This is a genomic window from Chryseobacterium sp. YIM B08800 (assembly GCF_026163565.1).
Lineage (GTDB): Bacteria > Bacteroidota > Bacteroidia > Flavobacteriales > Weeksellaceae > Chryseobacterium.
Genome location: NZ_JAPDKN010000042.1, coordinates 21,859 through 41,057, shown reverse-complemented (window position 1 = coordinate 41,057; position 19,199 = coordinate 21,859). Strand labels below are relative to the sequence as shown.

Sequence of the window (19,199 nt, the reverse complement as noted above, 5' to 3'; positions counted from 1 at the left end):
ATTTTTAGTAAAGGTAAAACATTTCCAACAGAATTAAAAACAAAAAAGGTAAGCAGGAACAAGTTTCAACCCAAAAAGAAAAATACGAATCTCTATTAGAATTCTCCGAAAAATAAACCAGAATATAAGTAAATAGCGAGGCTAGAAAAAAACTTACAGCAAACTGAATTTTCAAATGAAAAATAGCTAAAATGCAAGCAACGAAAATAAAAACGTAAGCAAGATATTTTGTGTTTTGAATACCAATTAGTTTTGGAAATGTCTGAACGGTATCACTTTTCATATCGCGAATATCAAATGGTAAAACTAGCGCTGTTACAAAGAAGAAACTAATGAAAAATATGGGAAAATTAAATGAAGGTAAAGTAAGCCAACAATTGACCAAAGCCCAAACTAAACCTACATAAAATACTTTCAGTAAAGGAATTTTTCTGATATAAGTTTCTAGAAAAAAACTGTTGTACAATAACCCTAAAACCACAATCACAAACCATTTTACCAAACGTATTTCATTATGATTAAAAATAATTAGTAATGCTGAAATAATTCCTGTGATGATATTTAATAATAAGATTTTATAAAAATATTTTGTGTATTGGTATTTCGTGTACAAATATCCACTGAAATAGGTGATGAATATCAAAAGGATTGAAGGGAAACGGAATGTATTTTGCTCCATCATGAAAAATACTGCGAAAAATGTTCCCATTAAGGAGACATAAAGTTGGCTGTCGATGACAGATTTTTTCAGTAATTTTAAGCAATTCATTTATCAAAAATAACACTTATGCAAAGATTTTCCAAGATTTTGTTGGTTCTCCTATTTTTATCATGTTTTTCTGGTGCTTTTGCCCAAAAGTATTACGATACACAATGGAAAAAAATACAAGTAAATTATGAAAAGGGAGCTTATAAATCAAATCTTCCGGTTGTTTTAGAAATTCAGAAACAAGCTATGAAAGAAAATAATGCCTTACAGTTGATCCGCTCCCTGAAAGCAGAATTCAGCATTGTAAATCGAACCAATGACGATGAGAAAAATGATGCGGCATCCAAGTTTTTTGCTAAACTAAAAACTACAGAAAAAAATATTAAAGGCGATGACCTTTTAGTATACAAGGTTTTGTTATCCGGTTTTACTCTTGATTATTACAATGAGCATTCTTGGGAAATCAATGGCAGAACCAATATGAATTCTCAAGATGTTTCGCAAATTGAAACATGGAGCAAGCTTGATTTTAAAAACTATTTAATTCAAAATTTTAAAGAGCTTGACTCAGAAAATCAGGCAATGAATAAAATAGCTTTGGTAAATTACAAAGATATTTTTTCCAATACAGACTACATTGCTTATTTCTCTACTTTACAGGATTGGTATTCTTTGAAAAAGGTAAATTTTTTATCCAGTAATGAATTATTTACAAAGAACGAACTGGCGGAAAACAGAGTTTTAATCAACACGATTTTTGATGAATTAATTGCTAAAAGTACAGGCAATTCTAAGCTTTATTTTCTACATCAGAAACTTTCTGAGAGTTGCATTGCTAATTCGTGCAAAGATAAATTAGTACAGCTTCAGAATCTGATGAAATCGAATATTGAAGGTGATTACAAAGTGCTTATTGCAGAAGATGTAATAGATGAATTAATTAAAGCAAAAAAAGAAAAAGAAGCGGTTCAGCTTGTCAATTCTATCAAAAATCAATATCCGAAATCTCCTTTTATGGAGAACATTAAAAATAAGGAAAATCAGATTATTAATCCTTTTTTAAGCTTCAGATATGAAGAACAAACTCAGCCTAATTTGCCAATTCATTTGGTTGCAGAGTTTAAGAATGTGAAAGAATTTTCTGTAAATATTTATGAAGTAAAAGATAATTTTTTGCCGTTGATGCAATTTGCGAGAAGCCCTTACGATAATGCTTACTCAAAAATAAAAAAGTCGTTGGTAAGAAAAGAGGTTTTTCAGTTGAATGATCCTCAAGATTATCAACTTCACAAAACTTCGATTGAAATGAAGGCGCTTCCTTCCGGAATTTATGTTGCCGAATATGAAGTTTCCGGTTCAAAACCAGAAGAAGGAAGTAATCATAACTTTTATTTTTTTGTTTCAAATCATAAAATTATTTACCAGAATATCAACGAAAGCAATAAACTTTCTAATGAATTGAAACTAATCAGTTCTGAAAATGGGAAGCCAATCAATAATGAAAATCTTACATTTTATGAATTTGTAGAAGGTAAAACTTTAAATAAAGTTGCCGGTAAAACCAATGAAAATGGGGTTTTCAAATTTCCGATGACCAATAGTAAAGATTATTACAGAGCGATTTTGATTCAACAGCCGAAAACCAATGACTTTCAGCTGATGCAGATGTATGGTAACAATAATCGGGAAATATACAATCCGAATAAACAAACCCGCACAAAAGCTCAGATTTTTACAGACCGAGCAATTTACAGACCCGGACAAACCGTTTATTTTAAAGTAATCAATACAAAAATAGACAATGAAATAGAATCTGTTGCATCAAATTTAAAACAGAAAATAACTTTAAGAGATGCCAATAATCAGGAAGTTTCGGTACAGAATTTCACCACCAACGAATTCGGGTCTTATCACGGAAGTTTTATTTTACCTAAAGGAAAACTGAACGGTAATTTTAGAATCATCACTGATGGAAATACGAGTGGTTACAGATATATAAAGGTGGAAGAATACAAACGTCCAAAATTTGAAGTGACTTTTGACCCTGTAGAAGATGAATATAAATACGGACAAACCATCGAACTGAAAGGTAAAGCAATGATGTTTTCGGGAGTGGCTTTGAGTAACACCAACGTCAATTATGAAATTAAAAAACAAAACATCCGTTGGAGATATTTCCCTTGGTATCCAAATGATAATGATAACGAAAACTCGATTCTTGGAGAAGCAAAAACCAACGAAAAAGGAGAATTTACCATAAGATTAGACCTTAAAAAAGACGAAAAATTAGAAGGGATTCAGATTGATAATTACCAAATCAACGCTTCGGTTACCGACATTAATGGTGAAACTCAAACAGCGAATACCAATTTAAAAGTAGCTTCGGTTTCTCATTACATCAAAGCAGACGATATTAAAAATGTTTTTGCGGATGAAAACCTAAACGTAAAAGTAGAAACCAAAAATTATAATGAACAAAACCTTAAAAAATCTTATCAGGTAAAACTTTCAAAACTGGAAACCCCAAACAGGATTTTCAGAGATAATTTTAAAACAGAAGTTCAGAATCTGCCGAAATTTTCAAAAGAAGAATTTATCAGCAAGTTTCCACATGATTTGTATGATAAAAATGATGAAATAAAAAACTGGAAAGTTGAAAAAGTAATAATAGATAGAATCGAGAATCAAGAATCAAGAATCAAGAATTCAAATCTTGAAAATAACGATAAGAGTCTTGACTCTAGCGTCTTGAATCTAGGTTCTTTAAACGCTGGAGATTATCAACTGGAATTATATAATATTGAAGGGAAAGACACAATAAAATCTACTCAAAATTTCTCTGTTTGGGATAAAAAATCATTGAAGCCAACTCAGAAAACTTTTTTAACAGTTTTAGAACCAAAAGAGGAGGTTTCCAGAGGTGAAAAGGCAAAAATTTATGTGTATTCATCAATTCCAAATGCTTTGGTGAATATTTTCCTACAAAATGGTTTAGGAAAAACAGTTACCGAAGTTCATCAGTTCAAAAACGGTGTGCTGGAATATGAAACTGAAATTCCGAATGATAAAAATGTAACGGGTTTATATATTCAGTTTCAGTTGGCTTCATTTAATGATATTCAAACCAAAACAGTTGATTTAAAAATTAAAGACACAGAACAGCCATTGAAAATAGAAACGGTAACATTCAGAGATAAAATCGAACCTAATTCTAAAGAAAAATGGACGGTGAAAGTTTCAGGTAACGACAAAGAAAAGATTAATGCTGAGGTTTTAGCCAATATGTACGATATGTCTTTGGACCAGTTTTCTGTGAATACTTTTAGCTGGCAAAATCTGTACAGACCTTATTCGTTTACGTCTTCTTATGCGATTCATACCGGTCTTGAAGAAAAATATTATCAAAACAGAATGGAGTATTTTGATAATAAAGTGGTAGATATTCCCCAGTTTAATTGGTTTGATGGAAACATTTACTTTGTAGATTACAGCAGACAATTGGAGACCACAACAGGAATGGTCAATCAGGAAGGTGTAAAAGCGGCTGCATATACTCCGCCACCGCCACCACCAGTTTCTGGGGCGAGAGCAAGTATGGCTAAAAGAGAAATAGTGGCAGAAGACAAGATTGTGGTAATGCAAAATGTTGTTCCTGAACCTTTAAAAGCTCCAAAAGTTGAAAATTCTCCTCCAACTGAAGAGACTTTAGAAAATGTTCAAGTTCGTCAAAACTTAAATGAAACTGCATTCTTCTATCCAGATTTAAAAACTGATGCAGAAGGGAATGTTAATTTTGAATTCACGTCACCCGAAGCGCTTACAAAATGGAAATTGATGTTCTTAGCTCATACAAAAGACGCAAGAGCAACAACATTGGAAAAAGAAGTGGTGACGCAAAAAGAGTTTTCTGTTACCCCAAATTACCCAAGATTTTTGAGAGAAGGGGATGAATTGAATCTTCAGTCAAAACTATCAAACTTAACGAGCAAAAAACTGAATGGTTCTGCGCAACTGCAGATTTTGGATGCATTTACCAACGAAGATATTTCAGAGAAATTCGAGTTGAGTACTTTGACGGCAGTTTTCGGATACAATAAGGAACAGGCTTTTTCAGTAAATGAAAACGGAAATTCTGTATTAACCTGGAAAATAAAAGTACCGAATAATGTTTCATCAATCATTTTAAAAGTCATTGCAAAAGCCGGACAATATTCTGATGGTGAACAAAAAGCCATTCCGGTTTTACCAAACAGAATGTTGGTGACTGATGCCGTTCCAATTTTCGTGAAAGAAGGCGAAACAAAAACTTTTGTTTTAGACAATCTTAAAAATACAAACTCGACGACGATTTCTAATGTTTCGAATACTTTAGAATTGACGACCAATCCGATTTGGGAAATTATGTTTGCGCTTCCAAGTCTGAAAAATGACCAGAATAGTTCTGCAGATGTCATCTTCAATAAATGGTTTGCAGATGTTTTAGCTTCAGAAGTTTTTAAAGCCAATCCGAAACTGAAAACTATTTTTGAAGAATATCAAAGCAAGGGATTATTAGCTTCAAATCTTGAAAAAAATCAGGAGCTGAAACAGTTGTTGCTTGAAGAAACACCTTGGGTTTTGGAAAGTAAAAACGAAGAGGAACAGATGGCAAAATTAGCATTGCTTTTTGATGCCAATACAATGAAAAATTCGATTAATCAGGATTGGGATGATTTCAAAAAGCTGCAAAATCCGGATGGTGGTTTTTCTTGGTATCAAGGTTATCCGAGTTCATACGGAACGTCTCTTTATATTCTTAAAAACTTAGGAAAAATAAATGCTTGGTTAAAAGATAATGTGAAAGACTATCAATTTTCCGAACAGAAAGAATTGGTAGCAAAACTGATTGGTTATGTTGACAATGAAATCAATAAATACACAGATGTTAAAAAGGAAAATGTAATCAACAACTGGACTTTAGATTATCTTGACACCCGAAATTATTGGGAAAAACAATATCCTTTAAAAGGAAAAGGCGCAACACTGAAATCTTTGGTAAAACAAAAGGCCAAAACAACAAAAATTACCGATTTTACATTCTTCGGATTACATCGTGCAGCTTTATTGATGAGCGATTATGGCTTAAAAGATGTTTCAGATAAATTATTAAATTATTTAAAAGAAACTTCAGTAGATTCTAAAACTCAGGGAATTTATTGGAAACAAAATCTTGATGACTGGGGTTGGTTCAGTTCAAAAGTTGTGAATCATGCAGGAGCTTTGGAAGCATTTAATAAGCTGAAACCAAACGACCAAAAATTCATTGAAGACATGAAAATCTGGTTGATTACTCAGAAAGAAGTCAATTCTTGGGGAAGCTCAAGAGGAACTTCAGAAGTGATTTTTACGATTTTAAATTCAGGAAAATCTTGGACTTCTGCGGAAAGCGATAAAGCAACCATCATTTGGGGCGGAAAAGAACTGAAACCGCAAACTCAGGCGACAGGTTATGTGAAATCTGCTGTGAAAACAGATGTTTTAGATAAAAATCTTGCAACAGTTACAGTAACAAAACCAGGCGCAGGAATTGTTCAGGGAGGTTTATTCTGGCAGTATTATGAAGACTTGGATAAAATAAAATCTTCCGAAAATTATATTTCTGTAGTAAAAGAACTCTACAAAAAAGTGAAAACGGTAAATGGTGAAGAATTACATAAAATCTCTCCCGAAACTCCGCTGAAAGTTGGCGATAAAGTAACGGTAAGAATGATTTTAAATACAGACCGTGCGATGGAATTTATTCACATCAAAGACATGCGAGCTGCAGGATTTGAACCGTTGAATGTACTTTCAGGTTATCAATGGAAAAATAGTTTGGGGTATTATCAGTCAACCAAAGATGCGTCTACAAACTTCTATATTCAGTATATGCCAAAAGGAAAATATGTTTTTGAATATGATTATGTAGCCAATGCATCAGGAAAATTCTCAAACGGAATTACCACGATTCAAAACTATTATGCGCCGCAGATGAATTCACATACAAAAGGTTCGAATGTGGTAATTATGGAATAGTTTTTGAGAATAAGGAAATTGTAAATTTTAAATCAAATAATTATGAAATTTTTAAAAGCAGTATCCGTAGTATTGATGATGTTTGTAGTGGGTAATGTTTCTGCTCAGAAGAGAAAAACAGAGAAATTTGAAAAACTTGAGATAGAAATGTTTCCAAAAGCTAAAGAAGGTTTTAAGCAGGTTTATATTCAATTACCTGTTGCAAAAAACGAAAATGATTTGAAAGTTGAATTTTTTGTAGGCGTTGAAAAATTATTGGACTGTAACAAACATTTTTTAATGGGAAAAGTTACTTCTCAGGATTTACAAGGTTGGGGCTACAATTATTATGAAGTAGAATCTAACGGAGAAACAGGCGGAACTTTAATGGCTTGTCCGGATCAGAAAAAGACCAAGAAATTTGTTTATTTACAACCTGAAATCGTAAGATACAACAGCAAGTTACCTTTGGTTTTTTATGTGCCTAAAGACTTAGAGGTTCGTTACAGAATTTTACGTCCGGATGCAGCAATGAAAAAAGCGATTCAGAAATAAATTAATAAGAATAATTAGTCAAGCTCCATGCAAATTTGTATGGAGCTTTTTATTTTTACAATTTTATACTCATTCATCTCTTTGTCTTTCAAAAATAAGTAAAACGCCTTTGTTTAGATTAAATTTAAGATACTAATAAATTATTCTTTGTCTTTCCTTGCGTTTACAATTCGCAATGAAAGACATTTTTTGCATTAAAATATCAAGAATAAAAGAATTTGACTCTGTAGAATATTCTAATTTCATTTGAGGAACTGAATTAAAAACAAGAGAAGTTTCCGATTAAATATTTTATAGATAATTCACCTTTCAAAATCAAAAAAAATATTTCAATGAAACAAAAAAACTGATATATTTGTTTCTAAAGATTTAGACAAAAATGGAAAACGTATTTGACGCAAAAGATGCTCAGAATTATATCAATAGAATAAATAATCTTGTAGAAGAAACTCACGGTTTGTGGGGAAGAATGACGGTAGACCAAATGTTAGCGCACTGCTGTGTTTCTTATGAAATGGTTTACGAACCGGAAAAGCACAAAAAACCGGGCGCAATTGCTAAGTTTATTTTGAAAACTTTTGTAAAACCAAAGGTGACAAGCGAAAAAGCATATCCACACGATTCTCCTACGGCGCCTCAGTTTATCATTAAAGAAAGAAAAGATTTTGAAGAAGAAAAAAAGAGACTGATTGGCTTTATTCAAAAAACTCAGCAATTGGGAGCTTCAGCTTTTGACGGTAAAGAATCATTTTCTTTTGGGAAATTAAAATCTCAGGAATGGAATAATATGTTTGCGAAACATCTTAATCATCACTTGAGTCAGTTTGGTGTATAGAAATTGACGGGATGAAAATATTCTTATTCTTATTTTTTTCGTGTTTAAATTTTTATGCGCAGTCGAATAATTTTCCTTTAAAAGAACAGGATTTCACCAAAATTATATTTAATGAAAAGCTGGGTTTTGATGGTAATATTGACGGTGAAAAAGTAGATGTCAGATTTGAAACCGTAACGAAAGATCCGAAAAACCCAGAAAATTACGCGGTGAAAGGAATCTTTACAACCAACGGTAAAACATTGACCTGCAAAGGAAAACTGACATTTAATTCTGTCTATAACATGAAAGATCATCCGGAACAAATGATCGTTTTCGGTGATTTTTATTTAAGCGGAACTCAGCCTGATCATAATGACGGAATTTTTAAAGGAAAATTCAGAATTGAGACAATGAAAGACCAAAGTCAGCGCGGAAATTATTCTATTACGACTTTTAAAGGAGTTTGGGAAAATTTCGAGACTGGAAAAGAATCCGAATTTTGGTTTGGAAATTTTACACATACAGATCTGTCCAAAGTTGTTTTTAAATAATTAATTATGAAATTATCGTTACTATTTTTTGTTTTTCTATTCAATTTTGCTTTTGCACAGATGCCCAATATTTCCGGTGTTTGGCTCAATAATTCAAAGCCTTATGTAGGAACTATTGGCAACGATAAAGAAACCATTAAACTTAAAATAGAAATTTCTGAGCAGGACAAGAAAAAAGATCAGGAATATTTTGTTTCAGGATATTCTGTAGTAGAAAATAACCATTCAAAATTTGAGGGAAAGTTTAAAATTACCAAGTATAAAGACACGAAAAATAAAGGTGTTGTATATGGTGATTATGAGTTGGCTGAAGAAATGAAAGGAAAGCATTCCGGGATCTTTACAGGCAAATTTATTTATACTTTTAAATGGAATAAGACGACCGAAAAAATTGAAAGCCAATATATCGAACTGATTGGTGATTGGAAAAGCTATGACAAAACTTTAGATTTCAAAACACGTTTAAAAAATCAATAACTATGTTAAAAAAAATATTGGCAGTTGTTGCCGGAATTATTGTTGGTTCCATCTGTGTTTGGGCGGTTGAAACTGTAAATCATCTCATATATCCTTATCCTGAAGGGATGAAACCCGGTGATATGGAAGGTTTTAAAAATTATATTGAAACTCTTCCTTTTTTAGGGAAGTTTATGGTGATTATTGGCTATGCTTTAGGAGCTTTGGTTTCGGGATTCATAGCTACAAAAATTTCAAAAGATGGAAAACCTACTGCAGCATTAATTTGCGGAATCATTTTTCTTGTTTTCACCATTTACAATATGACCGTTTTACCAACACCTATTTGGTTTTGGGTTCTCGGAATTTTAGTTTGGTCACTGGTTTTAGCAGGATACAGATTAGCTTTAAATAAAAAATAATAAAAATTTACATATGAAATTAGGCGTATTTTCGCTAAGCTTGAGCGTGAAAGATCTTGCTAAATCTAAAGAGTTTTACGAAAAATTAGGTTTCTCTGCAATGGGAGGAGGCATGGAAAATAATTATCTCATCATGAAAAACGGAAGTACTTTGATCGGTCTTTTTCAGGCGATGTTCGATGGAAATATGCTGACTTTCAATCCGGGTTGGGATGAAAATGCTCAAAATCTTGAAGAGTTTGATGATGTAAGAGAAATTCAGAAAAAACTGAAAGAAAGCGGAGTAGAACTAGATAAAACCGCAGACGAAACCACCTCCGGTCCGGAACATATTTTCCTGAAAGATCCCGATGGAAATATGATTCTCATCGACCAACATCGTTAATTTGTCATTCGTGGTTCGGATTTCGGGTTTCGTGATTCGAGCTCCGCGTCTGGAATCACACATCTCGAATCACGCACCTCGAAACCCGAATCTCGTATCTCGCATCTCATATCTCAATCAAATAAAAAACTATATTATGGCAACAGTAAATGTTTATCTTACCTTCAACGGAAACTGCAAAGAAGCTTTTGATTTTTATAAATCGATTTTCGGCGGAGAATATCCTTACATCGGAACTTTTGGCGAAATGCCTCCACAAGAAGGAAAAGAAATGTCTCAGGAAGATAAAGACAAAATTATGCATGTGTCTCTTCCGATTTCAAAAGAAACGATTTTGATGGGAAGCGATACCGGCGGAGAATGGGCTTCAAGCTTAAAAGTGGGAAATAATTTTTCAGTTTCCATCAATGCAGATTCTAAAGAAGAAGCAGAGAAGCTTTTTAACGGACTTTCTGCGGGTGGAAATGTTACAATGCCTCTTGCAGATACTTTTTGGGGAGCATATTTCGGAATGTTCACCGATAAATTTGACATCAACTGGATGGTAAATTATGATGATCCTGCGAAAATGCAGCAACATCCTTAAAATTTATATTCTAAATTTGATTAAAATAAAATAATAACCGGCAATTATCTGTCGGTTATTATTGTATGATTAATTTGTTTAATCCGGTGTGTATTTTAGATTTTGTCTTTCGGATATAAATGAAACGGCTTTGTTTATCTTTATTCAAGTAATTTTTTTTAAATTCCTTGTCTATCCTTGCGTTTTTTAATCGCTAAGAAAGACAAAGTTTATTCAGATAGATTTCTTTTTTAAGATAAACAAAGGCATTTCATTTAATAAAGAAATACAATAGTTTAAATACTAAATATTTGAAAATATCTTCAAAATTTACAATGGATTTTGTTTATTAAAAATCAATCAAAATTTAATTATTAAGAAATTAGGTTTTTCTTTGCTGAGTTAAACGCCTTTGCGAACGAAAAATATTTTCAAACAGTTCAAATAAAATTTTTGCGTTCTTTGCGTTAAAATGTAACCAGAAAAATAACTTATAAAACTATAAACAAGATGAAATTTACAATTGACGAGATTAAAAACGAACACCAAAAAGTAAAAAGTGGTGCCGATTTTCCGAATTATATTCAACAAATAAAAAAACTGGGAGTATCTCATTATACAACGTTTGTTGCTGATGGAAATACAAAATATTTTGATGCTGAAAATAATTTTGCCGAAACAGGAAAAAAATATGATGCTTTAGAAATAGCAGAAAATGCAAATCTTGAAAATTTTAAAATTAGATTAAAACTCCATCAACAAGGCGGAACAGATTATCCAACATTTTGTAAAGACTGTGCCGAAATGGAATAGAAGGTTGGAAAATGGATCTCAACAAAATGACCTGCACGTATATTGATAAAAACCACAATAATATTTTAGAAGAAATAGTTCCTTCTTAAAATAAATTTCGAAATATAATTTTCTTGGTATTATAGATTTTTAATATTAATTTTGTTAATTATGATAGTTAATATAAATAAATATTAAAGTTATGAGGTTTTTAAGGAAGGTGGCTGTTGCAGTTTTGTGCTTTGGAAGCGTTCTGTCATTTGCTCAGGAAAGTGATTTGGGAGCTTGGTATATGTATTTTGGGAATAATAAAATCAGCAAAAAGCTGAATTTCCATAATGAAATTCAATACCGTAATTTTGATGGAATTGGTGATTTGGAACAATTATTAATCCGTACCGGAATTGGTTATGATTTGACAGAAAATAACAATAATGTTTTGCTGGGTTATGGTTTTATTTTAAGCCGGCCTTATGTAAAAGGTGAAAAATCAGAAAATATTGAACATCGTATTTTCCAGCAGTTTATTACAAAACAGAAGTTCGGAAGATTTAATTTGCAGCACCGTTATCGTTTGGAAGAACGTTTTTTACAGGATGATTTCAGGATGAGGTTCCGTTATTTATTAGGATTGAATATCCCGATCAACAACAAAGAAATGTTGCCGAAAACTCTTTATGTTTCAGCGTATAATGAGATTTTTCTTAATTTAGATAGTCCTGTTTTCGACAGAAACCGGGTTTATGGCGCTTTAGGATTTATTATTAATAAAAATATGAGAATTGAAGCAGGATATATGAATCAGCTTCAGGAAAATAAAAACCGCGGACAGATACAAATCGGTTTTTATAATAACATACCTTTTACTAAAAATTAATTATTTTTAAACCACAAAAGAAACAAAAGATTTTATGAATCTTACGTTGTTCAAAAGTTTTCAAAATTGTAAATGTAGTAAAATATTACCTTTTGCAACCTTTGAGATCCTCTTTCTTCAATCATTTCTTTTGTAGTTTTTGCGGTTAAAATTTATGTCTCAAAAAACTAAGGTAAAAAAGACTTTGATTCGGTCTTTAAAAGCAGAATCTGTAAAGAGTTTTCAAAACTAGAAAACTAGAAAACTAAAATACTTAAAAACTAAATTTTTCTTATAACAACTAAATAATCACAGACCATGATTCACGATTATGTAATTATTTCCATCGCTGTACTTTTATCGGTGATGATTTTGGTGATGGTAGGGCAGAAGCTCAAAGTAGCTTATCCGATTTTTCTTGTGATTGCAGGTTTACTCGTAAGCTTCATTCCGGGAATGCCGCAAATAGAAATTGAGCCCGATTTGGTATTTCTCATATTTCTTCCGCCCATTTTATTTGAAGCAGCCTGGTTTACTTCGTGGCAGGATTTTCATAAATGGCGAAAACAAATTTTTTCGATGGCATTCGGATTGGTTTTCTTAACATCGATTGTCGTTGCTTATCTTTCTTCATCAATCATTCCAGGATTGACCGTTGCAATGGGATTCCTTTTGGGCGGGGTTAATTCTCCTCCAGATGCGGTTGCAGCGACTTCTGTTTTAAAAAATATGAAGATTCCTAAAAAAATTACCACCATTTTAGAAGGCGAAAGTTTAATTAATGACGCATCGAGTTTAATTGTATTTAAATTTGCTTTGGCTGCGGTAATTTCAGGACAATTTATTTTCCGTGAAGCAGTAACCGATTTCTTTACAATGGCGATTGGTGGTGTTGCAGTAGGAATAGGAGCAGGTTTGGTTTTTGGAAAATTTTTAAGATTAATTCCTTCCAATTCTAATATTGATACCGTAATCACTCTGATTGTTCCTTACGTAATGTACGTTGCTGCAGAACATTTTCATTTTTCTGGAGTTTTGGCGGTTGTTGCAGGAGGATTATTGATGTCTTATAATTCGCATTGTTATTTAAGCCATACTTCAAGAATTCAAACCGGGAATGTTTGGAGCGTCGTTATTTTCTTAATGAATACTATTATTTTCATTTTAATTGGGCTTGAATTACCGATTGTAGTTGGTGCAATGAAAGATTATACAATTTCAGAAGGTATTTTTTACAGTATAGTGATTGGAGGCGCTATCATTTTCACTCGTTTGGCTTACAGCTATGCAATTGTTTATGTTCCAAGATTGTTGTCTAAAAAAGTTCGGCAGGAAAATCCCAAACCCGATTGGAAAGAACCTTTTATCATCAGTTTTGCGGCGATGAGAGGAGTTGTTTCTTTGGCAGCTGCTCTTTCAATTCCGGTTTATATCAGTCCGGGAGAAGCCTTTCCGCATAGAAATATTATTCTGTTTGTAACTTTTGTGATTATTCTGATTACTTTGGTCGGACAAGGATTATTACTTGCACCAATTTTAAAATTCCTAAAAATTGAAGATGCAGGAAGTGAGCTTCCGGAAGAAAAGCAGGAAGCTATTTTAATGAAAAAATTAAAAGAAACCGCACTGGAAAAACTGACTTCAGATTTCTCGGAATTGTCTGAAAGCAATAGTCTCGTAAAGCATCAGATCTATAAATTGGAAAACGAAATGAAATTAATTGCCGATAAAACGCAATGTATGGGGTCTGCTGTAGATTATGCAACCGCAATGAATGAAAATAAAGATGTTTTAAGACAAGTCATTCAGGCACAGAGAAACGAGCTTCACCGTATGAAACGTGAAAAAATATTCGATGACCATGTGATGAGAACCATCGAAATGCAGCTCGATTTTGATGAAGCTAAGATTACAGGTTTTGCTCATTAAATTTAGAGTTTAATTTATAAGCCACGAATGCACGAGTTTTTTCATATTTGCTAAGTATATTTGTGCATTCGTGGCAAAAAATATATTAATAATTAGTCTTAAGGTTTAAATTAAATATTTATTTACGCTATTGTTTTTAGTTTTTTAATCTGCAAAATCGGCACAATCAGCGAGAATTATATGTATAGAGTTTAGATTATTAAAACTTAAAATACTTTATGAATATGAAATTCAAATCTCTCCACCCAATTTTATGGACTGAAAATTTAGATGAAACCATCGGTTTTTATCTTCATATTCTAGGATTTTCTTTAAATGAAAGAAATGACGATTGGCAATGGGCTTCTTTGCAAAAAGATGGTATTCAGATCATGATCTCAAAGCCCAATCAACATGAGAAATTAAATGGAATCGGTTTTTCAGGCTCGTTTTATTTTAATGTGGAAAATGTAGATGAGGTATGGGAAGATTTAAAAACAAAAGCCAATATCTGCTACGAAATTGAAACTTTCGAATGGGGAATGAGAGAGTTTGCCATCTACGATAACAACGGATATATTCTGCAATTTGCTCAACCTGTGTCAGAAATTAGCAGAGAGGAATAAAATTTGCTATTTTTGATGAAATTTTAGAAATAAAAATGAAAAACAGAATAATTGTAGGTTGTGCAGGACTACTTTTGGCAGCATCTTTTATGGTAGTGTCTTGTAAAAACGACGAAAAAATATTGACTTCTCTGGCTGATTATAATGCATCAATGGAAACTACAGGTTATCATTTTGGCGACAAACTAGATCTTCCTAAAGATGTTTTAGAAAGTGCAGAAAGTATTACCATCAGTTTTGGTGAAAAAGAATCTACAAGCCTTACCGTAGATCCTAAATATTTTACATTAGGTGATAATGCGGTAACTTTTAATATTAAAACGAAAGGTGGCGAGACTTTATATCAGGATGCAACGATTAATGTTTACAGTAAAAGTCCTGAACAAAATTTAAACTACGAAGTTGTAGCAGAATATCCGCACGATCCAAACAACTTTACACAAGGTTTCCAGCTTGATGGAAATACAATTTATGAAAGTGAAGGACAATACGGTTCGTCAAGATTAATCACTTATAAACTTGGAGAAAATACTCCGATTAAAGAAACAAAACAACCGGATGATGTTTTTTCTGAAGGAAGTACAATTGCTGGAGACAAAATATATCAGCTGACTTGGGAAAACAAAAAAGGGTTTGTTTACGACAAAAGCTCTTTAAGCCTGGTTTCTGAATTTGCTTATCCCGATATGATGGTAAAAGGTTGGGGTTTAACGTATGACGGAAAAAATCTTATCGCTTCAGACGGATCAAAGAATCTTTACTTTTTAGATAAAAATGATCCGTCGAAAATGATTAGATATATTTCAGTTGCCGGGAATACTTCAGTGTATGACCAATTGAATGAACTCGAATATTACAAAGGATTTATCTATGCAAACGTTTGGCACAAGCCTATTATTTTAAAAATAAACCCTGCAAACGGTGAAGTGGTAGGGAAATTTGATTTTACAAAAATTGCTGATCCTTTTACTAAAGCAGACAGCGAAAATGTATTAAATGGAATCGCTTTTAAAGGTGACAACATGCTTGTGACAGGAAAAAAATGGTCAAAAATTTATGAAGTTGCCATCAAATAGTTAAAATTGAAAGCAATTTCAGATTGAATAAAATAAAGTATGTAAATTGGTAGCGTTCCTTTTGGAGCGCTATCTTTGTAAAAAAGTTTTTTTGAAATTAATATCTCTCTTTCTAGTTTTGATTTTCTGTTCGGTTTCTGCGCAGAAAGTACTTCCTTTTGATACCTTAAAGCTTAAGGAAACGAAAGATATGTTTTCAGACGATTACGGAAATCTCTATCTGTACCGAAACAAAGATTTCAGTTTTACCAAATACGATTCTCTGGGAAAACAGTTAGGCAAACTGATGTTTACTGTTCCATTTAAAGTTCAGGAAATACAAAATCCTTTAACGGTGGCACTTTTTTCAGAAAATGCGCAGGAAATGAAATTTGTAGATCAAAATCTTAATGAAATCCAAAAGCTTGATTTTAAACAAAAATTCAGTTTTATAAAACACGCCTATGCAGAAGATCTGCAACAAATTTGGTTGCTTGATGAAAGCACAAAACGTCTTCTTCAGTATAATTTCAGAAACGAAACAACCATCAATTCCTTTCCTTTTGATGCCAGTTTCGATGAGGTGATTGATCTTTTGGTTTTTGAAACGAAGGTTTATATTTTATCTAAAAATCAGTTTAGGGTATACAATTTAAAGTTCGAAAAACTCTTTGAAGCTCCGGTAGAGAATGCAAAACGTTTCCGCAGAGAAAACGAAGTGGTTTTAATTATTGCTAAAAATACCATATTCAAATACAATCCTGAGAAAGGTTTAAGTAAGATTTTTGACGATCCCGACGCACAGATTGTGGATAAAAATTCGCTGTCATATTTTGAAATAAAAGGCAACAAACTCTATCTTTACACCCTTGAAGATATCGCTGATATTAAAAAGCTTAAAGAGGCGGAAAACCAGAAAAAAGAACTTGAAAAATCCATCGAAAAACTGGAAAAAGAAAAGTCTGAAAAAACAGATATTCTTAAAATAATGGATGAAATTCAGGATTTGGGCTTTTAGATTTTAACATTTCAAAATAAAGAGACAGAAATATGCATATTGCAGTTACAGGAAACATTGGTGCAGGAAAAACTACTTTAACGACGATGCTTGCCAAACATTACGGTTGGGATGCCCAGTTTGAAGACGTAGATCACAATCCTTATCTGGAAGATTTTTACGCAGACATGAGTAAGTGGAGTTTTGCTTTGCAGATTTATTTTCTGGGCAGCAGATTCCGACAGGTAAAAGAAATCAGAGAAAGTGGGAAAAATATTATTCAAGATCGTACGATCTATGAAGATGCGCATATTTTTGCAGAAAACCTGAATGATATGAAGCTTTTGTCGGATAGAGATTTCAAAAACTATGCGTCGCTTTTTGATTTGATGAAAACTTTTGTTTCGGCACCCGATTTGCTTATTTATCTTAAATCTGATGTGCCTAATCTGGTAAAAAAAATCTATAAAAGAGGAAGAGAATATGAAGCTTCAATCAGTATAGAATATCTTTCTAAGCTGAATCAGAAGTACGAAAAATGGATTTCGGGTTACACAGAAGGCAAATTATTGGTTATCGAAGTTGATGATCTTGATTTTGTAGAAAAACCGGAAGATTTCGGATTTATTTTAGAAAAAATAGATGCCGAACTGAACGGTTTGTTTTAAAATAATTTAGCTTAAATTTTATTATGATGATTAAGGTCTTACACAACGGAAACTGTTCAAAATCTAATGCTGTTTTAGAGTATTTAGATGAAAATGGTGTTCAGTTTGAAATCATCAATATCGTGGAAGATCCTTTAAGTGTTTTAGAACTGAAAACAGTTTTAAAAAAACTGAATCAAAGTGTTTTTCATATCATCAGAAAAGAAGAGAAATTATATCTTGAAAAATTTGCCGGAAAAGACCATTCGGAGGAAGAATGGATTCAGATTTTGTCTGAAAATCCTTCGCTAATACAAAGACCTATCATTATAAAAGGTTCGGTTGCCATGTTGGGAAGACCTCTCGAAAATGTGAAATTCTTCATAGAAAAATAGATTTTAAATCTACATAAAATAAAAAAGGTTAGCTTATAAACTAACCTTTTTCTATTTTGAATTTTATTCAGCTTACAATAAAATAACATTTTCTATTGTTGCAACTTCTTTATAAATACGAACTACCTGATCTGCATCCAAAACAAAAGCATTGATGTTACATGCCGTATATTTTCCGTTCTTGCTTTCGCGGTTTCCCAGTGTAAACTTTATACCGTCGAAAACTTTATAAATTTCTGTAAGCTTTGCATCATCTGTCGGGACAATAAATTTAAACAGATAATCTTCCGGAAAATCATGATTGTTTTCTAGTTTTTCCTTTAATGATTTATAAAATTCTTCAGGATTTTTGTTTTCATTTCCTTGTAATATTTCCATCTTCTTCCTTTAATTATATATAAATTTAATGAAAATTGAGCTATTTTCCAAATGGCGCAAGCAACGACGCCGAGTTTTGCTTCTCGTGATCTTCAATAATATTAAAAAGACCGTTTACAATTTGCTCTGAAGCCAACATGCTCAATCCACCTGCGTTGACGTTTGTTTTATTTCCACCTAAAAGACTTCCCAAAAGATTGCTTCCCGATAATGCGGTATTAATGGTTTTTACGATGCCATATTTGTTAAGTTCTTGCTCAACTCTTGGTGCAATTGCTGCAACAAGTTGCGCCTGAGTTTTTTCTTTCAAGATTAAAGTGGCAGTTCCTTTTTCCCCCTGAATAATTCTGGTCACATCTTGTGCATTCAAGCTATTTACTGCTGTTTCTAAAATTGGTTTTGAAATACCTACCGTGTAAACTGCAGCTTCGGCAATATATTCTCTCTCTTTTGCAACGATTGAAGGAGCTATTTTTTCTAAAGTAGTATTGATGTCTCTCAACTCTTTTGGTAATGCTTTATCGACTAAATTGTTTTGAAGGAAAGCTTCTTTGTTGCCGTAAATATTCGCTCCTTTGTTGATTCCGCCTAATAAAACTCTTTTAATGACCGCTAATCCCAAATCTGAAGTAGCAAGGGTAGAGCAAGAGTTTAAACTTGTGGTAATCACTGCACCCGTTCCGAAGATTAATGCAGCGGCTATAATATATTTTTTCATTGTCAATTTTTTTATCATTTTCAAATAACGCACCAAAGGTAAAGACAATTGTGTGTTTAACAAAAATTTATTTGTTTGAGATAATAATAGTCTTTATATAGGGAATTAAGTGGTTATTTAATGCAAAAATCCTGATTGCTTAGATTTGAGACATTAAAAGCAGTTTTTGGGTGTTTTTCGCCTGAAAAAAAGCTTTGCTTCAATGTGAAATATTCATTTATATTAAAATTTTTAATTGTGAAATTTATTAAAATTTGATTTTATTTAACATATTTCGCAAATTAACAAGGATTTAATAAATTATTTAACTAAATTTAACATCATTTGATATTTT

Annotated in this window: 18 protein-coding genes and 1 pseudogene; 16 read left to right on the top strand and 3 right to left on the bottom strand. The window is 32.4% G+C overall.

Going from position 1 to position 19,199, the window contains the following annotated elements; all coding sequences use genetic code 11:
• Positions 1-4: 4 nt before the first annotated feature.
• Entirely contained in the window at positions 5-769 is a 765-nt protein-coding gene (locus OEW74_RS15615) for a hypothetical protein (RefSeq protein WP_265429354.1), read from the bottom strand.
• An 18-nt stretch (positions 770-787) separates the two neighbouring features.
• Here OEW74_RS15615 and OEW74_RS15610 point away from each other — a divergent pair, with 18 nt between their 5' ends.
• The 16 genes and pseudogenes from OEW74_RS15610 to OEW74_RS15535 all read left to right on the top strand — a co-directional run bounded on the left by OEW74_RS15610 (position 788) and on the right by OEW74_RS15535 (position 17,769).
• Complete coding sequence (locus OEW74_RS15610) at positions 788-6,763, top strand: alpha-2-macroglobulin family protein (protein WP_265429353.1); 5,976 nt, start codon at positions 788-790, stop codon at positions 6,761-6,763.
• Between the two features lie 42 nt (positions 6,764-6,805).
• Positions 6,806-7,297, top strand: a complete 492-nt coding sequence (gene eco, locus OEW74_RS15605) for a serine protease inhibitor ecotin (RefSeq protein ID WP_265429352.1) — start codon at positions 6,806-6,808, stop codon at positions 7,295-7,297.
• A gap of 379 nt (positions 7,298-7,676) precedes the next feature.
• Positions 7,677-8,132, top strand: coding sequence for a DUF1569 domain-containing protein (locus OEW74_RS15600; protein WP_265429351.1), 456 nt, complete (start codon positions 7,677-7,679; stop codon positions 8,130-8,132).
• Between the two features lie 11 nt (positions 8,133-8,143).
• Positions 8,144-8,665, top strand: coding sequence for a hypothetical protein (locus tag OEW74_RS15595; protein ID WP_265429350.1), 522 nt, complete (start codon positions 8,144-8,146; stop codon positions 8,663-8,665).
• 6 nt (positions 8,666-8,671) lie between these two features.
• Positions 8,672-9,142: a hypothetical protein gene (locus OEW74_RS15590; RefSeq protein WP_265429349.1), complete on the top strand. Its 471-nt coding sequence runs from the start codon at positions 8,672-8,674 to the stop codon at positions 9,140-9,142.
• A gap of 2 nt (positions 9,143-9,144) precedes the next feature.
• A complete protein-coding gene (locus tag OEW74_RS15585) occupies positions 9,145-9,543 on the top strand; it encodes a hypothetical protein (RefSeq protein ID WP_265429348.1) in 399 nt (132 codons plus the stop codon).
• A gap of 13 nt (positions 9,544-9,556) precedes the next feature.
• Positions 9,557-9,928, top strand: coding sequence for a VOC family protein (locus OEW74_RS15580; RefSeq protein WP_079465716.1), 372 nt, complete (start codon positions 9,557-9,559; stop codon positions 9,926-9,928).
• A 136-nt stretch (positions 9,929-10,064) separates the two neighbouring features.
• On the top strand, positions 10,065-10,514 hold the full coding sequence (locus OEW74_RS15575) for a VOC family protein (RefSeq protein WP_265429347.1): 450 nt from the start codon (positions 10,065-10,067) through the stop codon (positions 10,512-10,514).
• Positions 10,515-11,003: 489 nt separating this feature from the next.
• A pseudogene (locus OEW74_RS15570) lies at positions 11,004-11,395 on the top strand (DUF1398 domain-containing protein).
• Positions 11,396-11,487: 92 nt separating this feature from the next.
• Positions 11,488-12,162 (top strand): DUF2490 domain-containing protein, encoded by a 675-nt coding sequence (locus tag OEW74_RS15565; protein ID WP_265429345.1) that lies wholly within the window; start codon positions 11,488-11,490, stop codon positions 12,160-12,162.
• A gap of 297 nt (positions 12,163-12,459) precedes the next feature.
• Positions 12,460-14,070 carry a Na+/H+ antiporter gene (locus OEW74_RS15560; RefSeq protein WP_265429344.1) on the top strand — a complete coding sequence of 537 codons (1,611 nt, stop codon included), beginning with the start codon at positions 12,460-12,462 and terminating at the stop codon, positions 14,068-14,070.
• Positions 14,071-14,294: 224 nt separating this feature from the next.
• On the top strand, positions 14,295-14,675 hold the full coding sequence (locus OEW74_RS15555) for a VOC family protein (RefSeq protein ID WP_322645582.1): 381 nt from the start codon (positions 14,295-14,297) through the stop codon (positions 14,673-14,675).
• 35 nt (positions 14,676-14,710) lie between these two features.
• Entirely contained in the window at positions 14,711-15,751 is a 1,041-nt protein-coding gene (locus tag OEW74_RS15550; RefSeq protein ID WP_265429342.1) for a glutaminyl-peptide cyclotransferase, read from the top strand.
• Between the two features lie 91 nt (positions 15,752-15,842).
• Positions 15,843-16,748 (top strand): hypothetical protein, encoded by a 906-nt coding sequence (locus OEW74_RS15545; protein ID WP_265429341.1) that lies wholly within the window; start codon positions 15,843-15,845, stop codon positions 16,746-16,748.
• A gap of 32 nt (positions 16,749-16,780) precedes the next feature.
• Positions 16,781-17,395: a deoxynucleoside kinase gene (locus tag OEW74_RS15540; RefSeq protein ID WP_265429340.1), complete on the top strand. Its 615-nt coding sequence runs from the start codon at positions 16,781-16,783 to the stop codon at positions 17,393-17,395.
• Positions 17,396-17,421: 26 nt separating this feature from the next.
• On the top strand, positions 17,422-17,769 hold the full coding sequence (locus OEW74_RS15535) for an ArsC/Spx/MgsR family protein (RefSeq protein ID WP_265429339.1): 348 nt from the start codon (positions 17,422-17,424) through the stop codon (positions 17,767-17,769).
• A gap of 72 nt (positions 17,770-17,841) precedes the next feature.
• Here the strand turns inward: OEW74_RS15535 and OEW74_RS15530 are convergent, their stop codons facing one another.
• The gene (locus OEW74_RS15530) at positions 17,842-18,147 is read right to left on the bottom strand and encodes a DUF493 family protein (protein WP_265429338.1); all 306 of its coding nucleotides are present in this window, start codon (positions 18,145-18,147) and stop codon (positions 17,842-17,844) included.
• Between the two features lie 40 nt (positions 18,148-18,187).
• Complete coding sequence (locus OEW74_RS15525; protein ID WP_265429337.1) at positions 18,188-18,865, bottom strand: DUF4197 family protein; 678 nt, start codon at positions 18,863-18,865, stop codon at positions 18,188-18,190.
• Positions 18,866-19,199: the final 334 nt, after the last annotated feature.

Excerpts from the sequence above, each read along its gene's own strand:
- OEW74_RS15610 (WP_265429353.1), top strand. The coding sequence starts at position 788 with ATGCAAAGATTTTCCAAGATTTTGTTGGTTCTCCTATTTTTATCATGT.
- OEW74_RS15580 (WP_079465716.1), top strand. The coding sequence starts at position 9,557 with ATGAAATTAGGCGTATTTTCGCTAAGCTTGAGCGTGAAAGATCTTGCT.
- OEW74_RS15550 (WP_265429342.1), top strand. The coding sequence starts at position 14,711 with ATGAAAAACAGAATAATTGTAGGTTGTGCAGGACTACTTTTGGCAGCA.
- OEW74_RS15530 (WP_265429338.1), bottom strand. The coding sequence starts at position 18,147 with ATGGAAATATTACAAGGAAATGAAAACAAAAATCCTGAAGAATTTTAT.
- OEW74_RS15565 (WP_265429345.1), top strand. The coding sequence starts at position 11,488 with ATGAGGTTTTTAAGGAAGGTGGCTGTTGCAGTTTTGTGCTTTGGAAGC.
- OEW74_RS15560 (WP_265429344.1), top strand. The coding sequence starts at position 12,460 with ATGATTCACGATTATGTAATTATTTCCATCGCTGTACTTTTATCGGTG.
- eco (WP_265429352.1), top strand. The coding sequence starts at position 6,806 with ATGAAATTTTTAAAAGCAGTATCCGTAGTATTGATGATGTTTGTAGTG.
- OEW74_RS15575 (WP_265429347.1), top strand. The coding sequence starts at position 10,065 with ATGGCAACAGTAAATGTTTATCTTACCTTCAACGGAAACTGCAAAGAA.
- OEW74_RS15595 (WP_265429350.1), top strand. The coding sequence starts at position 8,144 with ATGAAAATATTCTTATTCTTATTTTTTTCGTGTTTAAATTTTTATGCG.
- OEW74_RS15525 (WP_265429337.1), bottom strand. The coding sequence starts at position 18,865 with ATGAAAAAATATATTATAGCCGCTGCATTAATCTTCGGAACGGGTGCA.
- OEW74_RS15535 (WP_265429339.1), top strand. The coding sequence starts at position 17,422 with ATGATTAAGGTCTTACACAACGGAAACTGTTCAAAATCTAATGCTGTT.
- OEW74_RS15555 (WP_322645582.1), top strand. The coding sequence starts at position 14,295 with ATGAAATTCAAATCTCTCCACCCAATTTTATGGACTGAAAATTTAGAT.
- OEW74_RS15585 (WP_265429348.1), top strand. The coding sequence starts at position 9,145 with ATGTTAAAAAAAATATTGGCAGTTGTTGCCGGAATTATTGTTGGTTCC.
- OEW74_RS15590 (WP_265429349.1), top strand. The coding sequence starts at position 8,672 with ATGAAATTATCGTTACTATTTTTTGTTTTTCTATTCAATTTTGCTTTT.
- OEW74_RS15600 (WP_265429351.1), top strand. The coding sequence starts at position 7,677 with ATGGAAAACGTATTTGACGCAAAAGATGCTCAGAATTATATCAATAGA.
- OEW74_RS15615 (WP_265429354.1), bottom strand. The coding sequence starts at position 769 with ATGAATTGCTTAAAATTACTGAAAAAATCTGTCATCGACAGCCAACTT.
- OEW74_RS15540 (WP_265429340.1), top strand. The coding sequence starts at position 16,781 with ATGCATATTGCAGTTACAGGAAACATTGGTGCAGGAAAAACTACTTTA.